This is a genomic window from Bacillus cytotoxicus NVH 391-98, assembly GCF_000017425.1.
Taxonomy (GTDB): Bacteria; Bacillota; Bacilli; order Bacillales; family Bacillaceae_G; genus Bacillus_A; species Bacillus_A cytotoxicus.
The window spans coordinates 3,326,364-3,350,887 of the sequence record NC_009674.1; the positions used below are offsets into that span (position 1 = coordinate 3,326,364).

Consider the following 24,524-nt stretch of genomic DNA (forward strand, 5'->3'; position numbering starts at 1 on the left):
TTTCCTCCTCTATCTATTACTTATCGTTTTTCGGTGCTAAAATTAAGAACATGCTACGTCCTTCCATTTTAGGCTTAGATTCAATTGTTCCTACTTCAGCACAAGCTTCCGCGAAACGATCTAAGACACGTTGACCGATTTCTTTATGAGTAATGGCACGTCCTTTAAAGCGAATAGATGCTTTAACTTTGTCGCCTTTACCTAAAAATTTAAGAGCGTTGCGAAGTTTTGTGTTAAAGTCATGTTCATCAATTGTTGGACTTAAACGAACTTCTTTCATGCTAATTACTTTTTGATTTTTACGCTGCTCTTTTTCTTTCTTTTGTTGCTCAAAGCGGAATTTACCATAATCCATAATGCGGCATACTGGCGGTTTCGCATTTGGAGCAACTAATACTAAATCAAGATTAAGATTTGCAGCCATATCTAAAGCGTCATTACGAGACTTAATACCAAGTTGATCACCATTTGCACCAACTAAACGTACTTCACGAGCACGAATTTGCTCGTTAATCATCATATCCTTGCTAATAGTAAGCCACCTCCAAGATTTTCTCAGAATATGTTTGCAGTCATAGAACCCGAACAAAAAAAGTGCGGGCATACGACACCCACACTTGTACTATCTTACGTAAGAAATACATTTACCTGTTAACTGCGAATGCGTCAATCAGGTGAGAAGCGGGTGCTTCTACTTGCTCTACAAAACAATATTCTATTATCCTTGATGAGTTTACCATAGGATATAATGTCTGTCAAGAAGACACGTTTTCCTAACAACAAGAAACATTGTAACAAACAACACGAATACATGCAATACTTTTTTATGATTAGTATCATTTCATTACTATATGTATTCAGCAAGAAAGTCGCGGCATGCCGCGACTTTCTTATCGTTTCCCTTCAACTTTAATCATATCAACAAAGGCATCTAATGCAATTGTTTCTGATTTTTGTTCACCATATTTACGTACATTCACGCCATTTTCAGCAACTTCATTATCACCTACTACAAGCATGTATGGAATTTTTTGCATTTGTGCTTCACGGATTTTGTAACCAATTTTTTCTTCACGTGTATCTACTTCAACACGAATACCAGCACGTTGCAATTCTTCTTGCACTTTCTTCGCATAGTCTAAGTGCACTTGCGGAGAAACTGGAATAACTTGTACTTGAACTGGTGCTAACCAAGTTGGGAATGCACCTTTATACTCTTCAATTAAGAAAGCAACGAATCGTTCCATAGTAGATACGACACCTCGGTGAATAACTACTGGACGATGTTGTTTTCCGTCTTCACCAACGTAAGTTAATTCAAAACGCTCTGGAAGTAAGAAGTCTAATTGAACTGTTGACAGTGTCTCGTCTTTTCCAAGTGCAGTACGAACTTGAACATCAAGTTTTGGACCATAGAATGCCGCTTCACCTTCAGCTTCATAGTATTCAAGTCCCATTTCGTCCATTGCTTCTTTTAACATTCCTTGTGCTTTTTCCCACATTTCATCATCCGCATAGTACTTTTTAGTATCTTCTGGATCGCGGTAAGATAGACGGAATGAATAATTTTCTAAACCAAAGTCTTTGTATACTTCTAAAGTTAAGTTCACAACACGTTTTAACTCTTCTTTAATTTGATCTGGACGGACGAAGATATGTGCATCATTTAAAGTCATTCCACGTACACGTTGTAGTCCAGATAACGCACCAGACATTTCATAACGATGCATTGTTCCAAGTTCTGCAATGCGGATTGGTAATTCACGATAACTGTGAATGTCGTTTTTATAAACCATCATATGATGAGGACAGTTCATTGGACGAAGAACTAATTCTTCATTATCCATCTGCATAGATGGGAACATGCCATCACGATAGTGATTCCAGTGACCAGAAGTTTCGTAAAGTTCTCTGCTTCCTAATACTGGAGTATATACGTGGTTATAACCTAAGCTTACCTCTTTATCAACAATGTAGCGCTCAATAATACGGCGAATTGTTGCACCTTTTGGTAACCAAAGAGGTAAACCTTGTCCCACTTTTTGATTATTTGTAAATAATTTCAACTCTTTACCTAATTTACGATGATCACGTTCTTTTGCTTCTTCAAGCATACGCATATGTTCATCTAATTCTGCTTTCTTCACGAATGCAGTACCGTAAATACGTTGTAGCATTTTATTGTTGCTATCACCGCGCCAGTAAGCACCTGCAACGCTTAACAATTTAAACACTTTAATCTTCCCTGTAGATGGAAGATGCACACCGCGGCAAAGATCGAAGAATTCGCCTTGTTCATAAATTGAAATAACAGCATCTTCTGGAAGGTCGTTAATCAATTCTAATTTTAGTTCATCATTAATTTCCTCATAACGACGAAGAGCTTCGGCGCGAGGCACTTCATGACGAACAATTTCTAAGTTTTCATTTACAATCTTTTGCATTTCTTTTTCAATTTTTGGGAAATCTTCAACGGTAATTGCTTCTTCCATATCAATATCATAATAGAAGCCGTTTTCGATTACTGGTCCAATACCAAGCTTCACATCTTTATATAAACGTTTTAACGCTTGAGCTAATAGATGAGCTGTTGAATGGCGTAAAATATATAAACCATCCTCAGAATCTAATGTAACAATTGAAATTGCACCGTCTTTTTCAATTGGTGTACGAAGATCAAGCATCTCATCATTCAATTTTCCAGCCACAGCTTTTTTCTTTAAGCCTGGGCTAATAGAAGCTGCGATTTCTTCAGTTGTTATTCCTTTAGGAAACTCCTTAACAGCTCCATCAGGGAAAGTAATTTTAACTACATCTGCCATCACTGGTCACTCCTCTTCTTCTCAAAATAAAAAACACTCATCCCCATAAAAGGGACGAGTGTTGAATTCGTGGTTCCACCCTTGTTCCAATTAACTAAACTGTTAATTGCTCAAGTTCAACATAACGGTGTTGTCCGTTAGCAATTACTAGACAAACGTTCACTGCTAAAGTTCAGAGGTGGTAAGTAATAAACCCGTATTAGGAAGCTCACACCTTCATACTTCCCTCTCTGAAAATCGTAGTAAATTACTCATGTCCTCATCGTGACATTTCAATATATTTCGTTTATGTAGGTAATTATATGCTCAAAAACTTAGAAAATCAAGGGCGTCACCCTTATTTTTTATTTTTTTTCATATTGTGCTCAAATTCATGTAATGCATACAACTGCACCCTTTCCTGAAATACATTTTGCAGGGTAATAATCACATTGTGATCCTGTTCCTTTGCGTACAAATAAATCTTTTTTGGTGCAATCGACAAAAGCGGTGCAATTACCTTCGTATCAACATAGATATCTTTTTGATTTACTAAATCTTCATCTATATACTGCACTAATTTCTCTTGTTTTAAACGTACTCCTTTTTCATTATAAAAAATAAAACTTTCATCAAATACAAGGTGCAAACAAGACAATCGGGATTTTCTATTACTTACTTGTTGCCTTAGCATTTCAATAAACATTTGATATTCCTGCTCCATTTTATATTCATCAATCGCGACTATAGCGAGTCGATTGATCCTCTCTTTATATGCGCGAAGACGAAATTGAACGTAGGATGAAAATGAAAAGGATAAAGGGTCTCTTAGCCAATCTTTTAACGAAGAAACAACTTGAGACTCCATCTCTTTCTGCGTTAAATCTTGTGCGACTCCTTTTCGTTTCCCCTTTAAAATCTCATGTGCCATATGTAAAATTTGGCGACACTCTTCTTGATCCTCATAAAAAAACTTCTCTTTCAAAATCGTACGGAGCCATTCATTTTGTTTAATATTCACAATAAAATAAAGAAGCACTGGAATCAGAACTTTTCTAATATAGTTCGATTCACATATCGGAATATGGATTACTACTTTCTTTTCACTTACATAAATACTCGTTTCTTTATATAAAGCTTCCGTCCTTTTCATAAGTTGTCGATATACATATACAGCTTCATTTTTTTCTTCGAAGCAAATTTCAATCACTTTTGTCCCCCCTTTTATCCCCGTTCCAAACAAAGCCTTCTCTTACGAAGAAGCGAAAGAGTCTACCATCCGGAAAGCTTTTACTCTTCGCTCGATATTTCTTGCTAATTTTATATATATTAAGGGCAGGGGAAAAAAATGATACAAGCTCATATGAATTTTGGTTGCTTTAATAAAAAAAAGAGCAAGCATCCACTTACTCTTTTTGTCACGATTTGCTTCGTAACTCGTATTCTTGATCCGAATCGTTGCAATCTCATATCATAGGTATGAGATATGTTTACATATGACGACGGTTCTTACCACCAATTGCAACAGGTTTTGCTAGGTATTTAATCCGTTCCATAATCCGAGCCGCTTTCATCTCTTCCGCTTCTCCACGTTGCGTATATGTTAAATGATGTTCTAATTGTTTAAAATCAAAATTAGATGTAAAAAACGTTGGTAAGTTCTCTAGCATTCGGAACTGCAATATCGCACCTAGGACATCATCACGTACAAAGCTCGACATCGCCTCTGCTCCAATATCATCTAGCATTAATACCGGTACATATTTCACCGCATCAATTTTCTCGCTAATTGTATTGTTCTGTAATGAGCTTTTTATTTCGCGTAAAAATTCCGGTAAATAGACAATCATCGAGCTTATCTTTCGCTGCGCTAATTCGTTTGCAATTGCTCCTAAAATAAATGTTTTCCCTACACCAAATGGCCCATAGAAATATAGTGCTTGCACCTTTTTCCCTGGTTCATATGCATTTAAAAATTCATTGGCAGCACGTATCGCTTCAAAACGATCTCCATCTGATAAATCAAGCGAAGACATAGAAGCTTGCAATATATCCTTTGGCATATATACACTTTGAATTAACTTTTCTTGTTTCTTTCTCTCATCGTAAGCCACTTGTCGAACGCAGCGATCATATTGAATGTCTATCATTTTACCTTGAATAATTAATTTCGGTTCATATCCTTGAATGATATTTTTACACGATTCTAAGTTCGGACAATCCGCACACCCAACACTTTGGCCAATGTATTCATATAGTTTCACTAAACTTCTCTCGATCATGGAAGTTGTTACTTCATCTTTATGTTCTTCAATAAATGCCTTTACACGCGGATGTTCCATAACTTCTGCTTTCAATATTTCATATCTATTTTTAAAGTTTTCATTTTGCATTAATTTTGCAAATGAATTTTGAATATGCTCCATTCTTTCACCTCAAAGAGCGTTCATTCTCCTCTATTAATCACGCTTATATTTTTTCAATTCTTCTTCTAATCTCTTTCGTTCTTCTTCTAGCTTGTTCGTTTTTCGTTTTGAACTTGCCTTTTTCTTATCTGACGATGATTCTTTTGATTCTGCTTTCAGCCAATCCGGTACCATTTCTTTTCGTACTGTTTTTGTCGATGGACGTCCCTTTTTCTTTGTCTCCGCCCATTCTTGATATTGACGATTTTCTTCTTTCGCTAAAGCCATCGCTTCTGATACTGTGCTTACTTTTTTCCTTGCCCAATGACCTGCAATCTTTTCAACATATGTTTTAGCAAGTTTCATATCAGAACGCAACATTACATAATAAATAAGAACATTCACAACTCCCGGTGCTAATTTTTGATTCAACATAACATCTTCTACAATTTGTAAATCTGCCTTTGTTGCCTCTGCGCCACCTGAAATTTCTTTTAATAACTGCTTTGGTGAAATTTCTTCTAATTGTTTTATTAACAACTCTTCTTGCGTAGAAGGTTCTTTCTCCGCCATTGTTCGTGCTGAATGAGGTTGTACACGTTCACTTAATACCGGAAGTGCTTGTCCATGTTCAAATTGATACCAATCACGAGCCCCTTTACGAAGACGTTCCATATCAATTGTTTGCATTTCCGTCATTGCACCAAGAACAATATTTTGCATGGATAACACATCCACTCCGTATACATAAGCTAGTGTAATCACGCATTCACGAACTTGTTCTGTAATTGATTTTTTAGGAACAAGCGCCGATAATCCTTCAACAAATAGTGAAAAATCAAAGAAATCATTCCAAATTGCAGGTGCATTTCCTGTTTCATTTTTCGGCATCACTGTTACCTTTGGAATACGAAGTTCTTCTTGTACATGTTCAAACTGTTCCGGATTAAACGAACCAAATACATCATTAAAAGAATGCGTAATATTCTCATATGAAGTAAAATCAAACGTTTCTTCTAAGAAATATTTTTTTACTTGGTTGTACTTCGTTCTACTTAACCTATTGTATAAGAAAATACTTAAAACAATATCATCAAAAAACTGTTTTGGAGATAATGGTGGTTGCAGTTCATATATAAACATACGAATGTCTTTTTCCTTTTTGATATAGACATTTAAAAGCCCAATTGCTTCTAGCTTTCTTCGTTCCTCATATATTTCAGGAAGCTGCATTTGCATGGTTACCATAAGAGAGTGGTGCGTATTCTCTTTACCAAACAAGCGATCTTGTTCCAACTCCCCCCATAGTGTCATGTATAAACTAAAAGCTTTGCTACCTACTAAAGGTTGGTATAGCATGGTTAATACTTTCCGGTCATAGCTATGCAACAACCCTTTTGCGCTTACTTTATAACGATCAATTGGCAATAGCTCCATCCATGACTGTTTTTCCATCCTTGAAATTCCTTTCTTTCATCCATTCTACCCTAACATCTACCATGTGTTCACCTTATAGAACTTCTTAGTGAAAAAGAGCTATTAGCTTACGCTTCTAGCTCTCCTGTCCCGTTATTCGCAAATCAGATTTTTGTCCCGCTATTTTAGGGCAGTAAAACTCCCACCTTAAGATTTAGAGAGAAACAAGGAAGATAACGGGCCATAATACCCAATCAGCGCGAGGTGAAAACCTCGTCTTATTCTCTCTCTTTTTGCAGTATATCTTTTAATTCTTCAATAAACACATTTAAATCTTTAAATTGGCGATATACTGAAGCAAATCGTACATAAGCAACATCATCGATATCCCTTAATGCTTCCATCACAATTTCACCAATCATATCGCTTTTTACTTCCGATATCCCTAGATTCCGAAGCTCACGCTCTACATTTTGCGTTACTTCCTCCAATTGCTTTAAAGATACCGGTCGTTTTTCACAAGCTTTAATTAAGCCACGTAAAATCTTTTCTTTATTAAATTCTTCTCGTGTACCTTCTTTTTTTACAACAATAAGAGGTGGTTCTTCCACTCGTTCAAATGTTGTAAATCGGTTTAAACAACTTTCACATTCTCTCCTTCTTCGAATAGAGCGTCCTTCATCTACTGGACGTGAATCCAGCACTCTCGTACCATTATGAAAACAGGATGGACAACGCAACGTATTCACTCCCTTACAAAATAATCTTTACTCTTTTTCATTTCTCTACACGTAAATATATATCCACATTATATAACTTATTTATCTGTGCTTACCACTTTAAACTCATTTTATATAAACTAAAAAAAGAGGTGTATTATACACCTCTTTACATTTTAAATCAATTATGTCCTTTTTTAAAGAGCTTTTGTTTCTCTTTGCTTAATTTCGAAGCTACCTGTACCTCGAGGAAGCTCGATGCTCTCGCGCGTTTTCGCATTTAAGCCTTCTGCAATATATTCTGCAGCAACATTTGGATCGATACGATCCCCGCAAGTATAAACATCAATACTCGCATAGCCGTGTTCTGGAAAGCTGTGAATTGTTAAGTGTGATTCCGAAATAATTACAACTCCACTTACACCCTGCGGTGCAAACTTATGAAAGGCAACCTCACGTACTTCAGCACCAGCTCTTAGCGCTGCATCCACAAACAATTGTTCAATAAACGGCATATCATTAAGCTTGTCGAAATCGCAATCCCAAAGTTCAGCGATTACGTGACGACCCATAGTGTCCATAGTATCCATTCTACAGTTCCCCCTTATAAATTTAATCTAACTGTTCGAATTGAAAACTAATTTGCAATTTGGCTTGCTCCACTACCACGGGGGAAAGTTAGTCCAGAGAGGTCCTAACCCTTTAAGTAGTGACTACGTACCTCAGCTCTTAAGTTTACGAGTGTTAGTATACTTTGTTTATTTTCATTTTGCAACAACAGTTTTTTTGATTTTTTGTCAAATTCTCTTCTTTACTTTTCCCAAAATGAAATAAACGATTCACAAATACAGTAATCACAATGTTTTTCAGTATGTATCTTACTTAATAATATATCCATATAACTTTTTCATTTTTTTGAAAAGGAAAAAGAAGGCAAGCAATTGCTTGCCTTCTCATTTTTTCACTTAAATATGTTGAACATTTTCTTGTTTTGCTAGTTCTGCAGTAACTAATTTCACAAGATCGACAACACGGCGAGAGTAGCCCCACTCATTATCGTACCAAGCAAGAACTTTCACTTTACGTTCAGCCATTACCATTGTGGATAAACCATCAATAATCGCTGAGTGTGTATTCGTATTGAAATCAATAGAAACTAAAGGCTCTTCACTGAACTCAATAATTCCTTTCATTGTACCATTTGCAACTGTTTTAAACGCTTCATTAATGTCCTCAACTGTTACATCACGTTTTAAATCAACTACTAAGTCAACAAGTGACACGTTTGGTGTTGGCACGCGAAGCGCCATACCGTGAAGTTTTCCATTTAAATGCGGAAGAACTTTCGCTAATGCTTTTGCAGCTCCTGTTGTTGTAGGGATGATAGACTGCCCACAAGCGCGTGCTCTTCGTAAATCTTTATGTGGATTATCAATATTTTTTTGGTCATTTGTATAAGCGTGAACAGTTGTCATTAAACCGTTTTCAATTCCGAACTGTTCATCTAACACCTTCACAACAGGTGCTAAACAGTTTGTTGTACAAGATGCATTTGAAATAACTGTATGTTTTGTTACATCTAATTGTTCTTCATTTACACCAACTACAACTGTTACATCTTCATTTTTACCAGGCGCTGTTAAAATAACTTTTTTCGCACCAGCTTCTACATGAAGCATCGCTTTTTCTTTTGCATTAAATTTACCAGTTGCTTCAATTACAACTTCTACACCTAGCTCTTTCCAAGGCAATTCTTTTGGATCGCGATTGTTTAGAAGGCGAATCATTTTTCCATCCACTAGTAAATGATCTTCAAATGCTTCAATTGTTCCATCAAACTTTCCATGAATTGTATCATACTTAATCAAATGTGCTAATGTTTCCGCTGGATAGCTTGCATTAATCGCCACAATTTCGAATGCGCTTTCTTTTATTGCCTGACGAAATACCATTCTTCCAATACGTCCAAAACCATTAATTGCCACACGAATCATAATATGTTATCCCCCTTGAATGCGTTATACTATTTATCTCCAATCCCAATAATAGTATAACATAAAAAAGGAATATGTCACTAAACATTTTCATTAATTTCAAAATTTTTTAGTTAATCATGCTCCATTCCTTTAAAATCCGCTGCAATTGTTCTTTTGTCTCAGCAATTGTGCCATCATTATAGATCACTTTATCTCCTAATGTTATCTTTTCTGCTAGCGGCATTTGTGAATGAATCCTCACTTTCGCTTCTTCTTCTGAAAAACCATTTCGCTTCATTAAACGTTCTAACTGTATACTCGGTGAAACTGCTACAACTAAAACATAATCTACAAGATTTGTTAAATTCCCTTCAAACAAAAGAGGAATATCTAACACAACCGCTTGTACTCCTTCTTTTATGTACCGATCCTTTTGTTCATTCATCTCTTTGCGTACAGCAGGATGCACAATTCCATTTAATTGCATTCGTTTTTCTTCATTATGAAACACAATACTCCCAAGCTTTTGACGATTTAATTCTCCATCCTCTTGTAATATTTCTTTTCCAAAAACCTCTACAATTTTGTTATATGCTGGTTTCCCTTGTTCTACAACCTCTCTTGCAACAATATCCGCATCAATAACAGGAATGTTACATTCACGTAACATTTGCGAAACGGTGCTTTTTCCGCTTGCAATACCTCCTGTTAGTCCAATTACAACTGTCATTCGTTTTCCTCCTTAACAATAAGGCGTGAAACTCATGTTCCACGCCTCTATATTTTCCAAAGTCCAATAATAATCAGTAACACTCCAGGCAGGAAAGTAAATCTTTGTAACCACCGCATATTTGATAACATTGTGCCCATTTGCATGCCAATAAATAAAAATAACGAACTCATCACTGCGACTAGCATCGCCATCATCACTGGTGCATAGCCTAATAAAGATGCACCTATTCCAGCCCCAAATGAATCTACTGAAAGTGCAATACCAAGTAATAAAGCCTCTCCAGCAGAAATTGTCCCTGACCTGTCAAAATCAGCAACAGTTGGTTTTCGTAAAATTTGAATAACTAATCCAAGAGAAGCAATTTCTAATTTCCAAACTTTTTCTTCTTGCTTTATTTCCTCTTTTTTATCGCCTCGAAAAAACTGATATAACACCCACGCACCAATTCCGACAAGAACAAACCCGCCGATGCGTGTTGCAATCATGGGCGAAAATACTTTCGCAATCATATTTCCGATTCCCATAGAAACAAGCATTACTGCTGCTGAGCATATCCCAATGATTATAATGGAGCGCAGTGGAATCCGCACGTTCCTCAGCCCATACGTAAGCCCTACACTACAACTATCCAAACTTAATGTAAAAGCTAATAAAATAAGAGAAAAGTAAAGAGACATCGGCAAGCTCCTTCCTATACACAACTCTGCTGTATGTATATGATAGATGCCTATCCGATGTTCACTTTCTTAGTTTCTCGGCTGACAATGCGGGCAATAATGCGTACCGCGTCCACCAACTACTATTTTTTCAATGGCTGTCCCACATGTTACACATGGTTCACCTTTTTTTCCGTATACATTCAACAGATTTTGGAAAGAACCAATTTCTCCTTGTGAATTGATATACGATCGAATTGTGCTGCCACCCCGCTTCACTGCTTCTGTTAATGTTGCTACTGTTGCAGCATGAATCTTTTCGATTTCATTTTTTGCAAGAGATGAAGCTTCTCGTTCTGGATAAATACCGGAACGGAACAACACTTCATCTACATATATATTTCCAAGCCCCACTAAAAGTCGCTGATCTAATAATGCAACTTTTATTTTGCGGTTTGTCTTTTGTAATTTCTTTTGCAAATACTCCACTGTTAGCTCAGGGTCAAATGGTTCTGGTCCTAAATCAGCAAGCGGCATCTCTTTGTATTCCTCTCCCTTTGTAAAAAGATGCATCGTTCCAAACTTTCTTACATCTTTATAATGGAGCTCTGTACCATCCGTAAATTGAAAGCGTACATGTGTATGCTTATCAACTGGGTCATCACTTTTACAAAGGAAATATTTCCCTTCCATGCGCAAATGTGAAACAATTACATAATTTGTTACATACAAAAGAAGAAATTTTCCTCTTCGTTCAATTCGTTCAATCGTTTCCCCCCGCAACAGTTCTTTAAAAAGCTCTGCATCATCTGGTCGTTTCACTAATTTAGGATATGTTACAATTACATCTTTCATTGTTTTTCCTGTTACAAGATTTTCAAGTGTTCTTCTTACATTTTCAACTTCTGGTAATTCGGGCATTTTATCACTTCCTTATTTTGCATCATACCAAGTTGGCCCGTATGAATAATCAACCTTTAGCGGAACAGCAAGTTCAATCGCATGTTCCATTACTTCTGGGACAAGCTTTTCAAGTTTTTCTATTTCCTCTTTTGGCACTTCAAAGATTAATTCATCGTGTACTTGTAAAAGAAGACGCGCTTGTAGTCCTTCTTCTTCTAAACGATCTGCCATAACGATCATTGCTTTTTTAATAATATCAGCGGCACTGCCTTGAATTGGTGTATTCATTGCTGTACGCTCAGCAAAACTACGCACATTAAAATTCCGACTTGTAATTTCTGGAATATAACGACGACGATTTAATAAAGTAGAAACATATCCCTTTTGTTTCGCTTCTTGGACAATTTCATCCATATACTCTTTTACACCAGGGAAGCTAGCAAAATACTTCTCGATAAATTCTCCTGCTGCTTTTCGTGTAATTCCTAAGTTTTGTGAAAGTCCGTAATCGCTAATGCCGTACACAATCCCAAAGTTTACTGCTTTTGCTTGTCGTCTCATATTTGCTGTTACTTCATCTTTTTCAACACCAAAGACATCCATTGCTGTCTTTGTATGAATATCCATATCATGCTGAAATGCTTCTATTAATCCTTTATCTTTTGCAATATGTGCCAGTACACGTAATTCGATTTGTGAATAATCAGCCGCATACATAACCCATCCTTCTTGTGAAGGAATAAAAGCCTGGCGAATCTTTCTTCCCTCCTCTAAACGAATCGGGATATTTTGTAAATTCGGTTCTGTAGAACTTAAGCGCCCCGTTTGTGTTAATACTTGATTAAAACGAGTATGAATTTTAGATGACTCATCATGAACAACTTTTAGTAGACCTTCAATATACGTTGAGTTCAATTTGCCAAGTTGACGATAATGTAAAATCTTTGGAATAATTTCATGATGATCCATCAACTTATCTAGTACATCAGCTGATGTAGAATATCCTGTCTTCGTCTTTTTAATCACTGGTAAATTCAGCTTCTCAAATAGAACAACACCGAGCTGCTTTGGCGAATTAATATTAAATTCTGTACCAGCAAGCTCATAAATTTCTTGCTCCATTTCCTTTAGTCTACCAGCAAGTTCATCTCCCATATTACGCAAGCGCTCTGTATCAACTTTCACACCTTTTACTTCCATGTCAGCTAAGACGCACGCTAGCGGCATTTCAAGGTTTATGAACAGTTCATATTGTTCATTTTTCTCTAATTCATCTATAAATGTTTGTTTTACATCATATAAGACATGTACTTTGCGCGCTACGTGTTCTGCAACAATTTCCTGCGCCGGAACAGCACGTTTTGCTCCCTTACCATACACTTCTTCATCCGATTTCACCGCATGTGTTTCTTTCATTTTTGCTACCGTACGGAAATCTTTGTCTGTATCAGCTGGGTCAAGTAAATACGCAGCGATTAATAAATCAAAATCAACCCCTCTAATTTCTACGCCTTTCCATTTAAGTGCTACAATGGCACGTTTAGCATCAAATGTATACTTTCTCATTTCTTCATCCTTCAGCCATTTTATGAACGCCTCAGACGCAAGAGCTATATCCGTTGGGATGAAATAACAGCCATTGTCATTTTGAATACCAAATCCTTGAATGTCTGCTTTATGATAATTCTCTTCTTGCACTTCTACAATGATTGCACTATCTTGCTGCAGCATCTCTTCTGTTACTTCTTCAGCAATTTCAAATGAAATATCATCTAATTCAGCTGAAACAGCTTCTTCAGAAGGAGCCCCAAGCTTATTTAATAAAGACGTAAAACCTAGATTTTCAAAAAGAGGAATAATGTCGCCTGCCTCATATCCTTTATATTCAATATCATCTATATGCACAGTAATAGGTGCATCCGTAATAATTGTCGCAAGTTCTTTACTCATAAATGCTTGCTCTTTATGTGTCTCTAATTTTTCTTTTAACTTCTTACCGCTCACTTGATCTAGATTTTCATATACAGCTTCCACTGTCCCAAATTGCGTTAACAGTTTAATCGCCGTTTTCTCTCCAACACCTGGAACGCCAGGAATGTTATCCGATTGGTCCCCCATTAGCCCTTTCATATCAATAATTTGTTTTGGTGATAAGTTATACTTTTCAAAGAGTGCCTCTTTTGTATACTCGTCCACTTCTGTAATTCCTTTACGCGGAATACATACACGTGTATGATCAGAAACGAGTTGAAGTAAATCTTTATCTCCGGAAATTACTTTTACCTGTGCCCCTTGTTCACTTGCTTCTTTCGCTAACGTCCCCATAATATCATCAGCCTCGTAGTCTTCTAATTCATAACGAGGTACACGAAAAGCATCTAACAATTCGCGAATGAAGGGGAATTGCTCTGAAAGTTCAGGTGGCGTTTTTTGACGTCCCCCCTTATAGTCACTAAATGTCTTATGGCGGAATGTTGTCTTCCCAGCATCAAATGCCACAAGCATATGCGTAGGCTTTTCTTCTTCCAATATCCTCATAAGCATCATTGTAAAACCATAAATTGCGTTCGTATGTATCCCCTTATCGTTATTTAAAAGCGGTAGTGCGAAAAAAGCACGATATGCGATATTATTTCCATCAACTAATACAACTTTTTTTTCCAAATTTGAAACCTCCCCATACAAAATTGAACTGTTCTTTCCCATATAAAAAAACCGTTCTTTCCTTCTCTCTATATTAACACGACTAAGAGAGAGAAGAAAAATAACGGTTTTCCTTATTACATAAAAATATAATATTTCACAGAAAAGGGAAGTGACGAGAACAGAGCATCTATTCTCGTCCCAATTTACTACTCCTTGGATGAAGGGGTTTTCATGTATTATATTAACAGGTCTTTGTTAATCTTTAATGAAGCTATTGTTAATATAATGTAAATATCCCTCAACCAAAATCTAAAGATTTACTTTTGGTAAAGCGACCGTAAACATTGTCCCTTCCCCTACTTTACTTTCTACAGTAATCATTCCGTGATGAGCTTCCACTAAATGTTTAACAATAGATAGCCCAAGCCCTGTTCCACCTGTATTTCGGCTTCGCGCCTTATCTACACGATAAAAACGCTCAAAGATTCGTGGGATTTCTTCTTTACTAATCCCAATTCCTGTATCAGCTACTTGCACGTAGGCATTCTGTTCGTCCTCAAATAATGAAACAGAAACGGTTCCACCAACAGGCGTATATATAATTGCATTATGAACTAAATTAATAAAGATTTGCTTCAAGCGGCTGGAATCTCCAATAACAGATACATGCTGCATAGCATCCATCTGTAACACAATCTCTTTATCTTGTGCCTTTTTATCTAACACCATTTTAATATCTTCCAGCAAGTCCTTTATATCCACATTTCCCATATTTAATTTAAAGCCTTGTTGCTCGATTTTCGACAAATCTAACAAATCTTCAATCAAGTCTTGCATACGCTCACTTTCTTTTAAAATAATGTGTAAGAAATGCTCACAAAATTTTTGATTCTTCATTGCTCCGTCAAGCAATGTTTCTGAAAATCCTTTAATAGAAGTAATTGGTGTTTTCAATTCATGAGAAACATTCGCTAAAAAGTCTTTTCTCATTTGCTCAAGTTTCTTTAATTCGGTTATATCATGAAATACAAGTACAATCCCTTTCCACTCATGATTCGTCCCAATAATAGGTGCGCCATATACTTCAAAATGCTTTCGTTCAATATCAAGCGGCAACAGCACTTGTTTGCGTACTTTCACTTCTGTCATAAAGATCTCTTCTACCAGTTCAATAATCTCAGTGTGATGAAACGATTCATAATATAAACGATCCAAATACTCTTCATCTGTAACATGAAAAATCTCTTTATACGAACGGTTTACAAGACTAATATATCCTCGGCTGTCAATTAAAATCATACCGCTTCCCATATTTTCAATCAGCGTATGTAAGCGATCTTGCTGCATTTCTTGCTCCAACGTCATCTCTTGTAAATTACGGGCTAAAATATTAATTGCCTTGCTTAACATTCCTGTTTCATCAGAATGACTCTCATACGCTCTTGCCTTATAATTTCCCTTAGCCAACTCAATAGCTACTTTTGTAACAGATTCTATCGGGCGAATATACTGTCCAGTAATTTTCATTCCAAGAAAAATAACTACAAGACAAGCAATTACAAATCCAACAATTAATAGTCCCCATGTTTTTTGATGAACATCTTTTAAAGGTTCAATTATACTTTTCACGAGAATATATCCTTGCTTTCCTTGCGCATCTTGTACAAATACAGCATGGTAAAATACATTGCTCTGCTTTGATTCTTTTGTAATAACCTTACTTTTTTGACCGGCTGTTTCAGAAGTAAGCTCCTCAATCATTTTTTGATCAAACACCGGCTTATCACTCTTACTATATTGAACCTTTTTCGCTTCATCAACAAAGAGGATCGAAATCGGTATTTGTTCTTCTAATTCGGTAAAAACATTCTGTGCATGTAAGACCTTATCAATACCTAACTCTTCTACTAATAAAGCAACATACCTTGTTTCCTTTACTGTTCTCTCTTTCGTATGCTCGATATAATAATTCTCAAACAACGTCTCTAACAGTACACCAAGTCCCACTAAAATAAAAATAATAAGCGAAACAAATGTAAAAAGAAGCCTGGAGCGAAATTTATTCATCTCCTTTTGGCTCCTCTAATTTATAACCTAATCCTCGAATTGTCTTAATATACGCTGGTTTTTTTGTATTGTGCTCTATTTTATCGCGCAGATGACTAATATGAACATCAACAATTCTCGTATCACCAGCGAAATCATAATTCCATACCGCGCTTAATAATTGATCGCGCGTTAATACTCGCCCTTTATTCCTCGCAAGATAAACAAGTAATTCAAACTCTTTCGGAGTAAGTTCTAATTTTTCTCCTCTGAAATATGCCTCATAAAATTCTGGTAAAATCTTTAGTTCAGAAATCATAATGCTATTTTCATCTGGCACTTCCGGAATTTGTTCTTCCTGCAACTTTGTTCGACGTAAAATTGCCTTCACTCGTGCAACAACTTCCCTCGGGCTAAACGGCTTCGTCATATAATCATCGGCTCCAAGCTCAAGCCCTAGTACTTTATCAAATTCATCATCTTTTGCAGTTAGCATAAGAATAGGTGTCATAACGCGCTGCAAACGTAACTCCTTACATACTTCCATTCCATCCATCTTTGGAAGCATTAAATCTAATATAATCAAATCTGGACGCTCTGTTGTCGCCTTTTGAAACGCAACTTCACCATCCATTGCTGTGATCACTTCAAAACCAGCCTGCTGTAAATTAAACTCAATTAAAGTTAGGATAAACTCTTCATCATCAACAACTAAAATTCGATTGCTCATTCTCTTCCTCCAAGTAATAGACTTGAAACCTTCTTCATCCTAGTATTTTCCCCGTTATTCTCATCATACTAGAAAACAAAGCCCCTCTCAATAGAATTGTCCATTCGGAAAACCTTATCGTTACAAAGTTGAATCGATAAACTTAAAAACAGCACGACACCGTTCCTATCGAATGGAGGAACAGGCATATGGCATTTTCATTCTTTTTGAAATTGGCGTGGTTCTCTCATTTCAAAATGGTTAGGAGAAGGCCATTCTACTTGGAGACACCATGTTATGCTTATACCGTACTATGAATTATGTTCAAGTTTTGAACGTGTATATGCAAATGATGAAGGTATATTTATTATGAGGATAAGCGATCCATTAGAAAATCACGGTTGGTGAGGGCTCATAATGAAAGAGACTTGACTATGTAACTTACCTATCTTAAAATGAATTCTATAAAATATAACTATATATTGATATAACGTTTTATGAGGTGCCTTTGTAATGAATCAAAAAAGATTGATATTATCCAGTATAGCCTTCTTATTTGTTGCTACATTTGTTATCGGATTTTCTAACTGGGAGACATTACACTCCTTCTTATCTGATTTTGGAGAAGGATTTGTAGCAGGATTTTTTAACTAAATGACTGCTATATGAGCATACGAAAAAAGTAGTACTCGTCCAGTGAAGCAGCACTACTTTTTTCTGTCAAACTAATTTGGCTTGTAGATTAGAAGTTATCTAATGTTTTTTCTAACATGGACACCGATTGGTAAGGAGGCGTTACTGTTAATCTTCCTTTCACAACCACTTCTTTACTTTCGTCATAAGCAAATACACGCATATCAATTGTATGTTCTTCTTGGGAAACCTCTATCACTTCAAAATGAATTTCTAATGTTTCATAATGATGAACTGGTTTGACAAACATAAGATCCTTCCTAACAACATGACTTCCTGGACCTGGTAAATATTTTGTAACTGCTGTTGTAATCATTCCTGTTAACATCATGCTCGGTACAATCGGCTTTTCATATGGAGTTTGGGATGCATAATCATGCTGAATATATAAAGGATTCGCGTCATTTGTTAAACCTAAATACAATAATAAATCTTTATCTTCTATTTTCTCAGTAATGGATAACTTCTCTCCTACTGTAATTTCATCCATTCGACGACCGATTTGAACTTTTTTCTTTAACATGTCACATTCCCCTCCGATTTCCACCTTATTATCCCACTAAAAGCGATTTTTATCCGAAGCGTTGCAATAACGAAGGCAATGTCTGTTACAATTCTATCGTTCTACTATAGGACATGAAGATTGATAACGTTTTCAAATTATCTCAAAAAAACAATCTACTAAATAGCGGAAAAAGATTCGGAACCCGAATCTTTTTCCTAGCACATATTTAACTTAAGAAAGAATTTCCATAACGTTACGCACAGATTCAACTGAACGATCTAACGCCATTTTTTCTTCTTCGCGAAGCTCTAACTCAATCACTTTTTCAATACCGTTACCACCTAAAATTACTGGTACACCTAGGTAAAGATCACGATAACCATATTCCCCTTCAAGATATGCAATAGCTGGTAACACACGGCGCTGGTCTTTTAGGATTGCTTCCGTCATCTCAACGAGAGAAGCAGCCGGTGCATAATATGCACTACCATTTCCTAATAGATTTACAATTTCACCGCCACCTTTACGTGTACGCTCCACAATTGCATCTAAACGTTCTTTCGAAATGAGTGTTTCTAGCGGTATACCACCTGCATACGAATAGCGAACAAGCGGTACCATATCATCACCGTGACCCCCAAGAACAAATCCAGTAATATCTTTAACAGAAAGGTTCAATTCTTGTGCGATAAATGTACGGAAACGAGCTGTATCTAATACACCAGATTGACCAATAACGCGTTCTTTTGGAAATCCTGCTTCTTTAAATACAGAATATGTCATTGCATCAACTGGATTTGTTAACACAATAATAATTGTATCTGGTGAGTGTTTTGCAATTTCTTTTGTAACACTTTTCATAATTTTAGAATTCGTCGCTACTAAATCATCGCGGCTCATACCCGGTTTACGCGCGATTCCTGCTGTAATAATTACAACGTCAGAATCAGCAGTATCTGCGTAATCAGATGTACCGATAATGTTAGCATCAAAACCTTGGACAGGGCTTGCCTCTAACATATCTAACGCTTTCCCTTTTGTTGGATTTTCAAGCTGTGGAATATCCACTAGTACAACATCTGCAAGCTCTTTTTGAGCTAATAAGAACGCCGTTGTTGCTCCTGTAAATCCCGCACCGATGACTGATACTTTTTTGCGTTTGATTGTCATACGTTCACCCCCGCTTTTATTATGCGTTTTTAATTACTGCTACGTCCATATTGTTAATAAGAGCATCAGCAAATTCAGAACATTTCACTTCAGTTGCACCATCCATTAGACGTGCGAAGTCATATGTTACCACTTTTGAAGCAATTGTTTTTTCCACTGCCCCAGTTACTAATTTTGCTGCTTCATTCCACCCTAAATGTTCTAACAATAATACTCCTGAAAGAAGAACAGAAGATGGGTTTACTTTATCTAAGCCTGCATATTTCGGAGCCGTACCATGAGTAGCTTCAAAAATTGCATGACCAGTCACGTAGTTAATATTTGCACCTGGAGCAATACCAATGCCACCTACTTGAGCTGCAAGTGCATCAGAGATATAGTCACCATTTAAGTTCATTGTTGCCACAACATCAAATTCACGTGGACGTGTTAAAATTTGTTGTAAGAAAATATCTGCAATAGAATCTTTTACGATGATTTTACCAGCTGCTTCAGCTTCTGCCATCGCTTTATTTGCTGCATCTTTGCCATCTTTTTCAACAATACGATCATATTCTGCCCATGTAAATACTTTATCACCAAACTCTTGTTCAGCAACTTCATAACCCCAATTTTTGAAAGCACCTTCTGTGAATTTCATAATATTTCCTTTATGAACTAATGTAACAGAGGAACGTTTTTCGTTAATTGCGTATTGAATTGCAGCACGAACAAGACGCTTTGTCCCTTCTTCTGAAATTGGTTTGATACCAATTCCTGATGTTTCTGGGAAGCGGATTTTATTTACACCCATTGTATCTTTTAAGAAAGCAAGAACTTTTTCTGCTTCTGGAGATCCTTTTGCATATTCAATACCAGCATAAATGTCTTCTGTATTTTCACGGAAAATAACCATATCGGTATCTTCCGGACGTTTTACAGGTGAAGGAACACCTTCAAAATAACGAACCGGACGTAAACATACATATAAATCTAACTCTTGGCGAAGCGCTACGTTTAAAGAACGAATTCCACCACCAACAGGAGTTGTAAGCGGACCTTTAATCGCAATTAAATACTCACGAATTGCATTTAAAGTTTCCTCTGGTAACCATTCACCCGTTTGGTTGAATGCTTTTTCCCCTGCAAGCACTTCTTTCCAAATAATTTTCTTCTCACCATTATAAGCTTTCTCTACAGCCGCTTCTAATACACGAGATGCAGCTGCCCAAATATCCGGTCCAATTCCGTCCCCTTCGATGAAAGGAATAATTGGATTGTTCGGTACATTCATAACACCATTTGTTACAGTAATTTTTTCTCCTGTCGTCACTGTGATAACCCCCATGTTTGAAATTTCATATGTATGAGACTGAGGGAATAACCCTCAGTTCAAACCGTTAGTCAAATTAAAATATTCCAATCATTACTTCTTTCCTAAACAGTCAGACTTTTAAAGGTTTATTTCTACTATCGAAATAGTGCTTTTTACTTAGCGTTGTGCTAGCGGAACGTATCTTTGATGCGTCGGTCCACTATATTCAGCACGCGGGCGAATTAAACGGTTATTTTCATATTGTTCTAAAATATGAGCTAACCAGCCTGACATGCGGCTAATCGCAAAAATTGGTGTAAATAAATCATGGTCAATTCCTAAACAATGGTATACAGAAGCAGAGTAGAAATCGACATTTGGCGGAAGAGCTTTTTCTCTTGTTACAATCTCTTCTATTTTCACAGACATATTATACCATTTCTCTTCTCCTAAAAGCACGCATAATCTCTTAGACATTTCACGTAAATGTTTTGCACGTGGATCACCATGTTCATATACACGATGACCAAATCCCATAATCTTCACTTTATTTTGAAGCGCATTATGAATATAGGATTCTACATTTTCTTCTTCACCAATTTCTTTTAGCATCTTCATTACATTTTCATTTGCCCCGCCATGAAGAGGCCCTTTTAGCGCGCCAATCGCTGCTGTGATACCAGAATATACATCTGAAAGTGTAGCAACACAAACGCGCGCTGTAAATGTAGAAGCGTTTAATTCATGGTCTGCATGAAGGACAAGCGCCTTATCAAAAGCCTCAATTTCAACTTCATTCGGTTCACGATTATTTAGCATGTATAAGAAGTTTGCTGCTAATGATAAATCTTTTCTTGGTTCAACAACCTCTAAACCTTTACGAATTCTTGCGTATGCTGCAACAATTGTTCCGACTTGAGCTTGTAATTTAACCGCTTTCAAACGATTGGACTGTTCATCCATGATTTCAGCGCTCTCATCATATAATGCTAGCATGGAAATCGCTGTTCGTAAAACTGACATCGGATGCGCAATCTTTAAGTCTACTTGCTTTAAATATGTGAAAATCTCATTTGGAACTTCCAAATAATTGGATAAAGTTTCCTTGAATTCCACTAATTCAGCTTCATTAGGCAATCTGCGATTCCATAATAAGTATACGACTTCTTCAAATGTAGCGTTTTCTGCTAAATCATCAATATTATACCCAACATACGTTAATGTATCATCAATAATTGAGCTCACAGATGATGTTGTTGCTACTACCCCTTCTAAACCTCGAATAACAGTCATGACACTCTCTCCTTTTCCTGAAAATTCTCCCAACCTTGTATCCACTTGCGCTCCTTCTAAATTATGAACGCCCGTTCACTCTTTAGACAAGCAAAATGCACGATCATGCAACTTGTTGTGATATCCCCATCATGTAAGTTCTATTGCTTTATTTGTCTAAAGCATGAGCGTGAGTTTCTCCCCGACTCCTCACACTTAGAACTACAGATGGTGAGGAAAACTAGTTTCGAAGAGTTTATGATAAAAACAACATAAAACAATATCACTAAAAATTGTTTTATGTTGTTTTTATTTTATCTGGTGTAAGTCTTTGTTGTTATGTAACCTTTTTAAGTTTCTATCCTTATTATAAACAATTATCTGACTTTTGTGAATGGAAAGAATTCAAAAAATTTATATTACTATAAAATTTTTCACTTAAACATCTGTATAATGTTCATGACTGCATAGGCAATTCCAGCTCCGATTAACGGTCCTACAGCTACCCCATTAAATAGAGCAACTGCAATAATAGTTCCAAATACAAGTGCAGTTGTAATATGTGGATCGTTCGTTAGCAACTGCAAACCACCCTTTGCCAATAGCGCAACCGCTATTCCTGAAGCTAAAGCAATCCATGCATAATAAGATTTCGTCGCTTCACCCAGTTGCTTAAAACCAATTTCACCTGTCGCAATTGGAACAAGAACCGCTATTGTAATGACTGTTACTCCGAGATTAATCCCTTTCGTTTGTAAATAGGGTAGAATTTTATCTCCCAAAAATGTCCACTTTAATACAAATAGCACACAAATGGCTACAATTAATGATTGATTTTTAGCAATTAACCCAATAATAAGCAGTATGAATAAAAATAACGTTGATTGACTAATCATGATTATACTTCCTTTCTGAAAATAATGAACCTGTTTCCAAACAAAAATACTGTTAAACACATCGTTATACCAGATATAAAGTCTTTATCCTAAGTACTTTATGGACGATACAAATGTTGCATACAACTTTTACGTTTTGAAAACTTAAGCCAGAATGAATAATAAGTATACAGCCATAAAGTGAAACTTTAATCAGTAGGAGTTTCTTCATCCCCACTGATTATGAGCCCTCACCAATCGGGCTGTTACGGGCAGCCCTACTCCCACCTATCTTCCTTGCTACTCTTTGAACCTTGAGGGGGAGTCTTACTGCCCTAAAATAACGGGATAAACCAGATTCCTTTTCTTTCTTTTCTGAAAAGAAACAGGTAAAATAAAAAGAAAATAAAGTGAGGTTCTTACCATGTGAAAATAACTTTTCTGTTTGGTTAATTCTTATCATCAAGCTTTTACGAGAGGGTGGTTTGCCGTTTTCGTTGTATCCTAACACTCGCAAATAGCAGGATAAATCCATCATTCCACTATAACACAATACAATTTGGAATGGGAGGTAAGCATCTTTGAATCGTAACTCACTATATATCTTATTACGATTGATCTTAGTCATTATGATAACAATAATCGGGTTTTATGTTCTCATCTATATTGCAGGACTCATCTATCCATTTATTATCGCTCTAGCATTTGCTTATTTGATTAATCCAGTCGTAAATTTTCTGAACCGAAACCTACACTTTCCTCGTGCATTATCGGTACTCGTCAGTTTAATTCTCGTTTTCGGCGCTATCGTTGGGCTCGTCACATACCTTGTGACAGAAGTTATTTCTGCCACAACTTACTTATTGCAAATTGTTACCGACAAGTTTCCGACTATCGTTCAATATGCACAACAATTTGCACTTAACAATATTATGCCTCTCTATGACGATTTAATTTCTAAATTTAATCATCTTGGAGAATCCCAACAACATACCATTACACAAAACATTCAAAATCTGGGCACGGAAGCTACAAAGCAAATGAAAGATTTATTAACCGCTATTATTAGTGGGTTAACAAACTTTATTAGCGCACTTCCAACTACGTTAACTGTGCTTGTTTTTATTCTCTTAGCAACTTTCTTTATTAGCTTTGATTGGCATAGACTTGCTCACAAAACAAGACATTTTCTTCCAAATCGAGTACACGGATATGGAAAGACCATTTTTGTAGATTTAAGAAAAGCGTCATTTGGATTTGTGAAAGCACAACTTACCCTTGTATCGATGACAACGATTATTGTATTGGTTGGTTTATTAATTTTACGAGTACCGTACGCAATCACAATCGCATTAATAACTGGTATTGTAGACTTACTTCCTTATTTAGGAACAGGAGCTGTCTTTGTTCCTTGGGTTATATATGTCTTTTTTACAGGAGATACAGCCTTTGCAATCGGCCTGCTCATTTTATATATCATCGTAATTGTCCAAAGACAAATTATGGAGCCAAAAGTCCTATCATCAAATATTGGACTTGATCCTCTTCCAACACTTGTTGCTTTATTCGTTGGATTTAAACTCTATGGTTTTTTAGGGTTAATTGTCGGTCCAGTCACATTAGTACTCTTAAATACATTGCATAAAGCACATGTCTTCCATGATTTATGGAAATTTATTAAGGGAACTCCCTTAAAATAATACCT

The 24,524-nt window shown here is 36.4% G+C and carries 20 protein-coding genes, 1 pseudogene and 2 other annotated features; of the genes and pseudogenes, 2 read left to right on the plus strand and 19 right to left on the minus strand.

Features of this window, described 5'->3' with window-relative positions; translation table 11 throughout:
- Positions 1–16: 16 nt before the first annotated feature.
- The 14 genes and pseudogenes from infC to BCER98_RS16505 all read right to left on the minus strand — a co-directional run bounded on the left by infC (position 17) and on the right by BCER98_RS16505 (position 17,031).
- On the minus strand, positions 17–520 hold the full coding sequence (gene infC, locus BCER98_RS16440) for a translation initiation factor IF-3 (RefSeq protein ID WP_109090154.1): 504 nt from the start codon (positions 518–520) through the stop codon (positions 17–19).
- A 62-nt stretch (positions 521–582) separates the two neighbouring features.
- Positions 583–703 (minus strand) — a sequence feature (ribosomal protein L20 leader region).
- Positions 704–890: 187 nt separating this feature from the next.
- A complete protein-coding gene (thrS, locus tag BCER98_RS16445; RefSeq protein ID WP_012095720.1) occupies positions 891–2,822 on the minus strand; it encodes a threonine--tRNA ligase in 1,932 nt (643 codons plus the stop codon).
- A 47-nt stretch (positions 2,823–2,869) separates the two neighbouring features.
- Positions 2,870–3,097: a binding site (T-box leader), on the minus strand.
- A gap of 31 nt (positions 3,098–3,128) precedes the next feature.
- A pseudogene (gene ytxC, locus BCER98_RS16450) lies at positions 3,129–4,011 on the minus strand (putative sporulation protein YtxC).
- A 280-nt stretch (positions 4,012–4,291) separates the two neighbouring features.
- Positions 4,292–5,227, minus strand: coding sequence for a primosomal protein DnaI (dnaI, locus tag BCER98_RS16455; RefSeq protein WP_012095722.1), 936 nt, complete (start codon positions 5,225–5,227; stop codon positions 4,292–4,294).
- Positions 5,228–5,260: 33 nt separating this feature from the next.
- Complete coding sequence (locus BCER98_RS16460; RefSeq protein ID WP_012095724.1) at positions 5,261–6,661, minus strand: replication initiation and membrane attachment family protein; 1,401 nt, start codon at positions 6,659–6,661, stop codon at positions 5,261–5,263.
- A gap of 239 nt (positions 6,662–6,900) precedes the next feature.
- On the minus strand, positions 6,901–7,362 hold the full coding sequence (nrdR, locus tag BCER98_RS16465; protein ID WP_012095725.1) for a transcriptional regulator NrdR: 462 nt from the start codon (positions 7,360–7,362) through the stop codon (positions 6,901–6,903).
- A gap of 176 nt (positions 7,363–7,538) precedes the next feature.
- Positions 7,539–7,922, minus strand: a complete 384-nt coding sequence (speD, locus tag BCER98_RS16470; protein WP_176371956.1) for an adenosylmethionine decarboxylase — start codon at positions 7,920–7,922, stop codon at positions 7,539–7,541.
- 384 nt (positions 7,923–8,306) lie between these two features.
- Complete coding sequence (locus BCER98_RS16475; protein WP_012095727.1) at positions 8,307–9,335, minus strand: glyceraldehyde-3-phosphate dehydrogenase; 1,029 nt, start codon at positions 9,333–9,335, stop codon at positions 8,307–8,309.
- Between the two features lie 109 nt (positions 9,336–9,444).
- Positions 9,445–10,047, minus strand: a complete 603-nt coding sequence (coaE, locus tag BCER98_RS16480) for a dephospho-CoA kinase (protein WP_012095728.1) — start codon at positions 10,045–10,047, stop codon at positions 9,445–9,447.
- Positions 10,048–10,094: 47 nt separating this feature from the next.
- Positions 10,095–10,727 carry a sporulation membrane protein YtaF gene (gene ytaF / locus BCER98_RS16485; protein ID WP_012095730.1) on the minus strand — a complete coding sequence of 211 codons (633 nt, stop codon included), beginning with the start codon at positions 10,725–10,727 and terminating at the stop codon, positions 10,095–10,097.
- 69 nt (positions 10,728–10,796) lie between these two features.
- Positions 10,797–11,627 carry a DNA-formamidopyrimidine glycosylase gene (gene mutM, locus BCER98_RS16490; protein ID WP_012095731.1) on the minus strand — a complete coding sequence of 277 codons (831 nt, stop codon included), beginning with the start codon at positions 11,625–11,627 and terminating at the stop codon, positions 10,797–10,799.
- Positions 11,628–11,639: 12 nt separating this feature from the next.
- Complete coding sequence (polA, locus tag BCER98_RS16495) at positions 11,640–14,273, minus strand: DNA polymerase I (protein WP_012095732.1); 2,634 nt, start codon at positions 14,271–14,273, stop codon at positions 11,640–11,642.
- Between the two features lie 291 nt (positions 14,274–14,564).
- Positions 14,565–16,322, minus strand: a complete 1,758-nt coding sequence (gene pnpS, locus BCER98_RS16500) for a two-component system histidine kinase PnpS (RefSeq protein ID WP_012095733.1) — start codon at positions 16,320–16,322, stop codon at positions 14,565–14,567.
- Positions 16,315–17,031, minus strand: coding sequence for a response regulator transcription factor (locus tag BCER98_RS16505; RefSeq protein ID WP_012095734.1), 717 nt, complete (start codon positions 17,029–17,031; stop codon positions 16,315–16,317). Before BCER98_RS16505 ends, pnpS begins: the two co-directional genes overlap by 8 nt.
- 492 nt (positions 17,032–17,523) lie before the next feature.
- On the opposite strand from BCER98_RS16505, the gene BCER98_RS22660 reads away from it, so the two are divergent.
- Positions 17,524–17,664: a hypothetical protein gene (locus BCER98_RS22660; RefSeq protein ID WP_167527346.1), complete on the plus strand. Its 141-nt coding sequence runs from the start codon at positions 17,524–17,526 to the stop codon at positions 17,662–17,664.
- A gap of 88 nt (positions 17,665–17,752) precedes the next feature.
- Here the strand turns inward: BCER98_RS22660 and BCER98_RS16510 are convergent, their stop codons facing one another.
- The 5 genes from BCER98_RS16510 to BCER98_RS16530 form a co-directional block, all read right to left on the minus strand.
- Positions 17,753–18,226 (minus strand): MaoC/PaaZ C-terminal domain-containing protein, encoded by a 474-nt coding sequence (locus tag BCER98_RS16510; RefSeq protein WP_041810066.1) that lies wholly within the window; start codon positions 18,224–18,226, stop codon positions 17,753–17,755.
- 213 nt (positions 18,227–18,439) lie between these two features.
- Positions 18,440–19,378: a malate dehydrogenase gene (gene mdh / locus BCER98_RS16515; RefSeq protein WP_012095736.1), complete on the minus strand. Its 939-nt coding sequence runs from the start codon at positions 19,376–19,378 to the stop codon at positions 18,440–18,442.
- A 19-nt stretch (positions 19,379–19,397) separates the two neighbouring features.
- A complete protein-coding gene (gene icd / locus BCER98_RS16520) occupies positions 19,398–20,690 on the minus strand; it encodes an NADP-dependent isocitrate dehydrogenase (protein WP_012095737.1) in 1,293 nt (430 codons plus the stop codon).
- Positions 20,691–20,849: 159 nt separating this feature from the next.
- Complete coding sequence (gene citZ, locus BCER98_RS16525) at positions 20,850–21,998, minus strand: citrate synthase (protein ID WP_176371957.1); 1,149 nt, start codon at positions 21,996–21,998, stop codon at positions 20,850–20,852.
- A 380-nt stretch (positions 21,999–22,378) separates the two neighbouring features.
- The gene (locus BCER98_RS16530) at positions 22,379–22,840 is read right to left on the minus strand and encodes a DUF441 domain-containing protein (RefSeq protein ID WP_012095739.1); all 462 of its coding nucleotides are present in this window, start codon (positions 22,838–22,840) and stop codon (positions 22,379–22,381) included.
- 560 nt (positions 22,841–23,400) lie between these two features.
- Here BCER98_RS16530 and ytvI point away from each other — a divergent pair.
- The gene (gene ytvI, locus BCER98_RS16535; RefSeq protein WP_012095740.1) at positions 23,401–24,519 is read left to right on the plus strand and encodes a sporulation integral membrane protein YtvI; all 1,119 of its coding nucleotides are present in this window, start codon (positions 23,401–23,403) and stop codon (positions 24,517–24,519) included.
- The last annotated feature ends 5 nt before the right edge of the window (positions 24,520–24,524 follow it).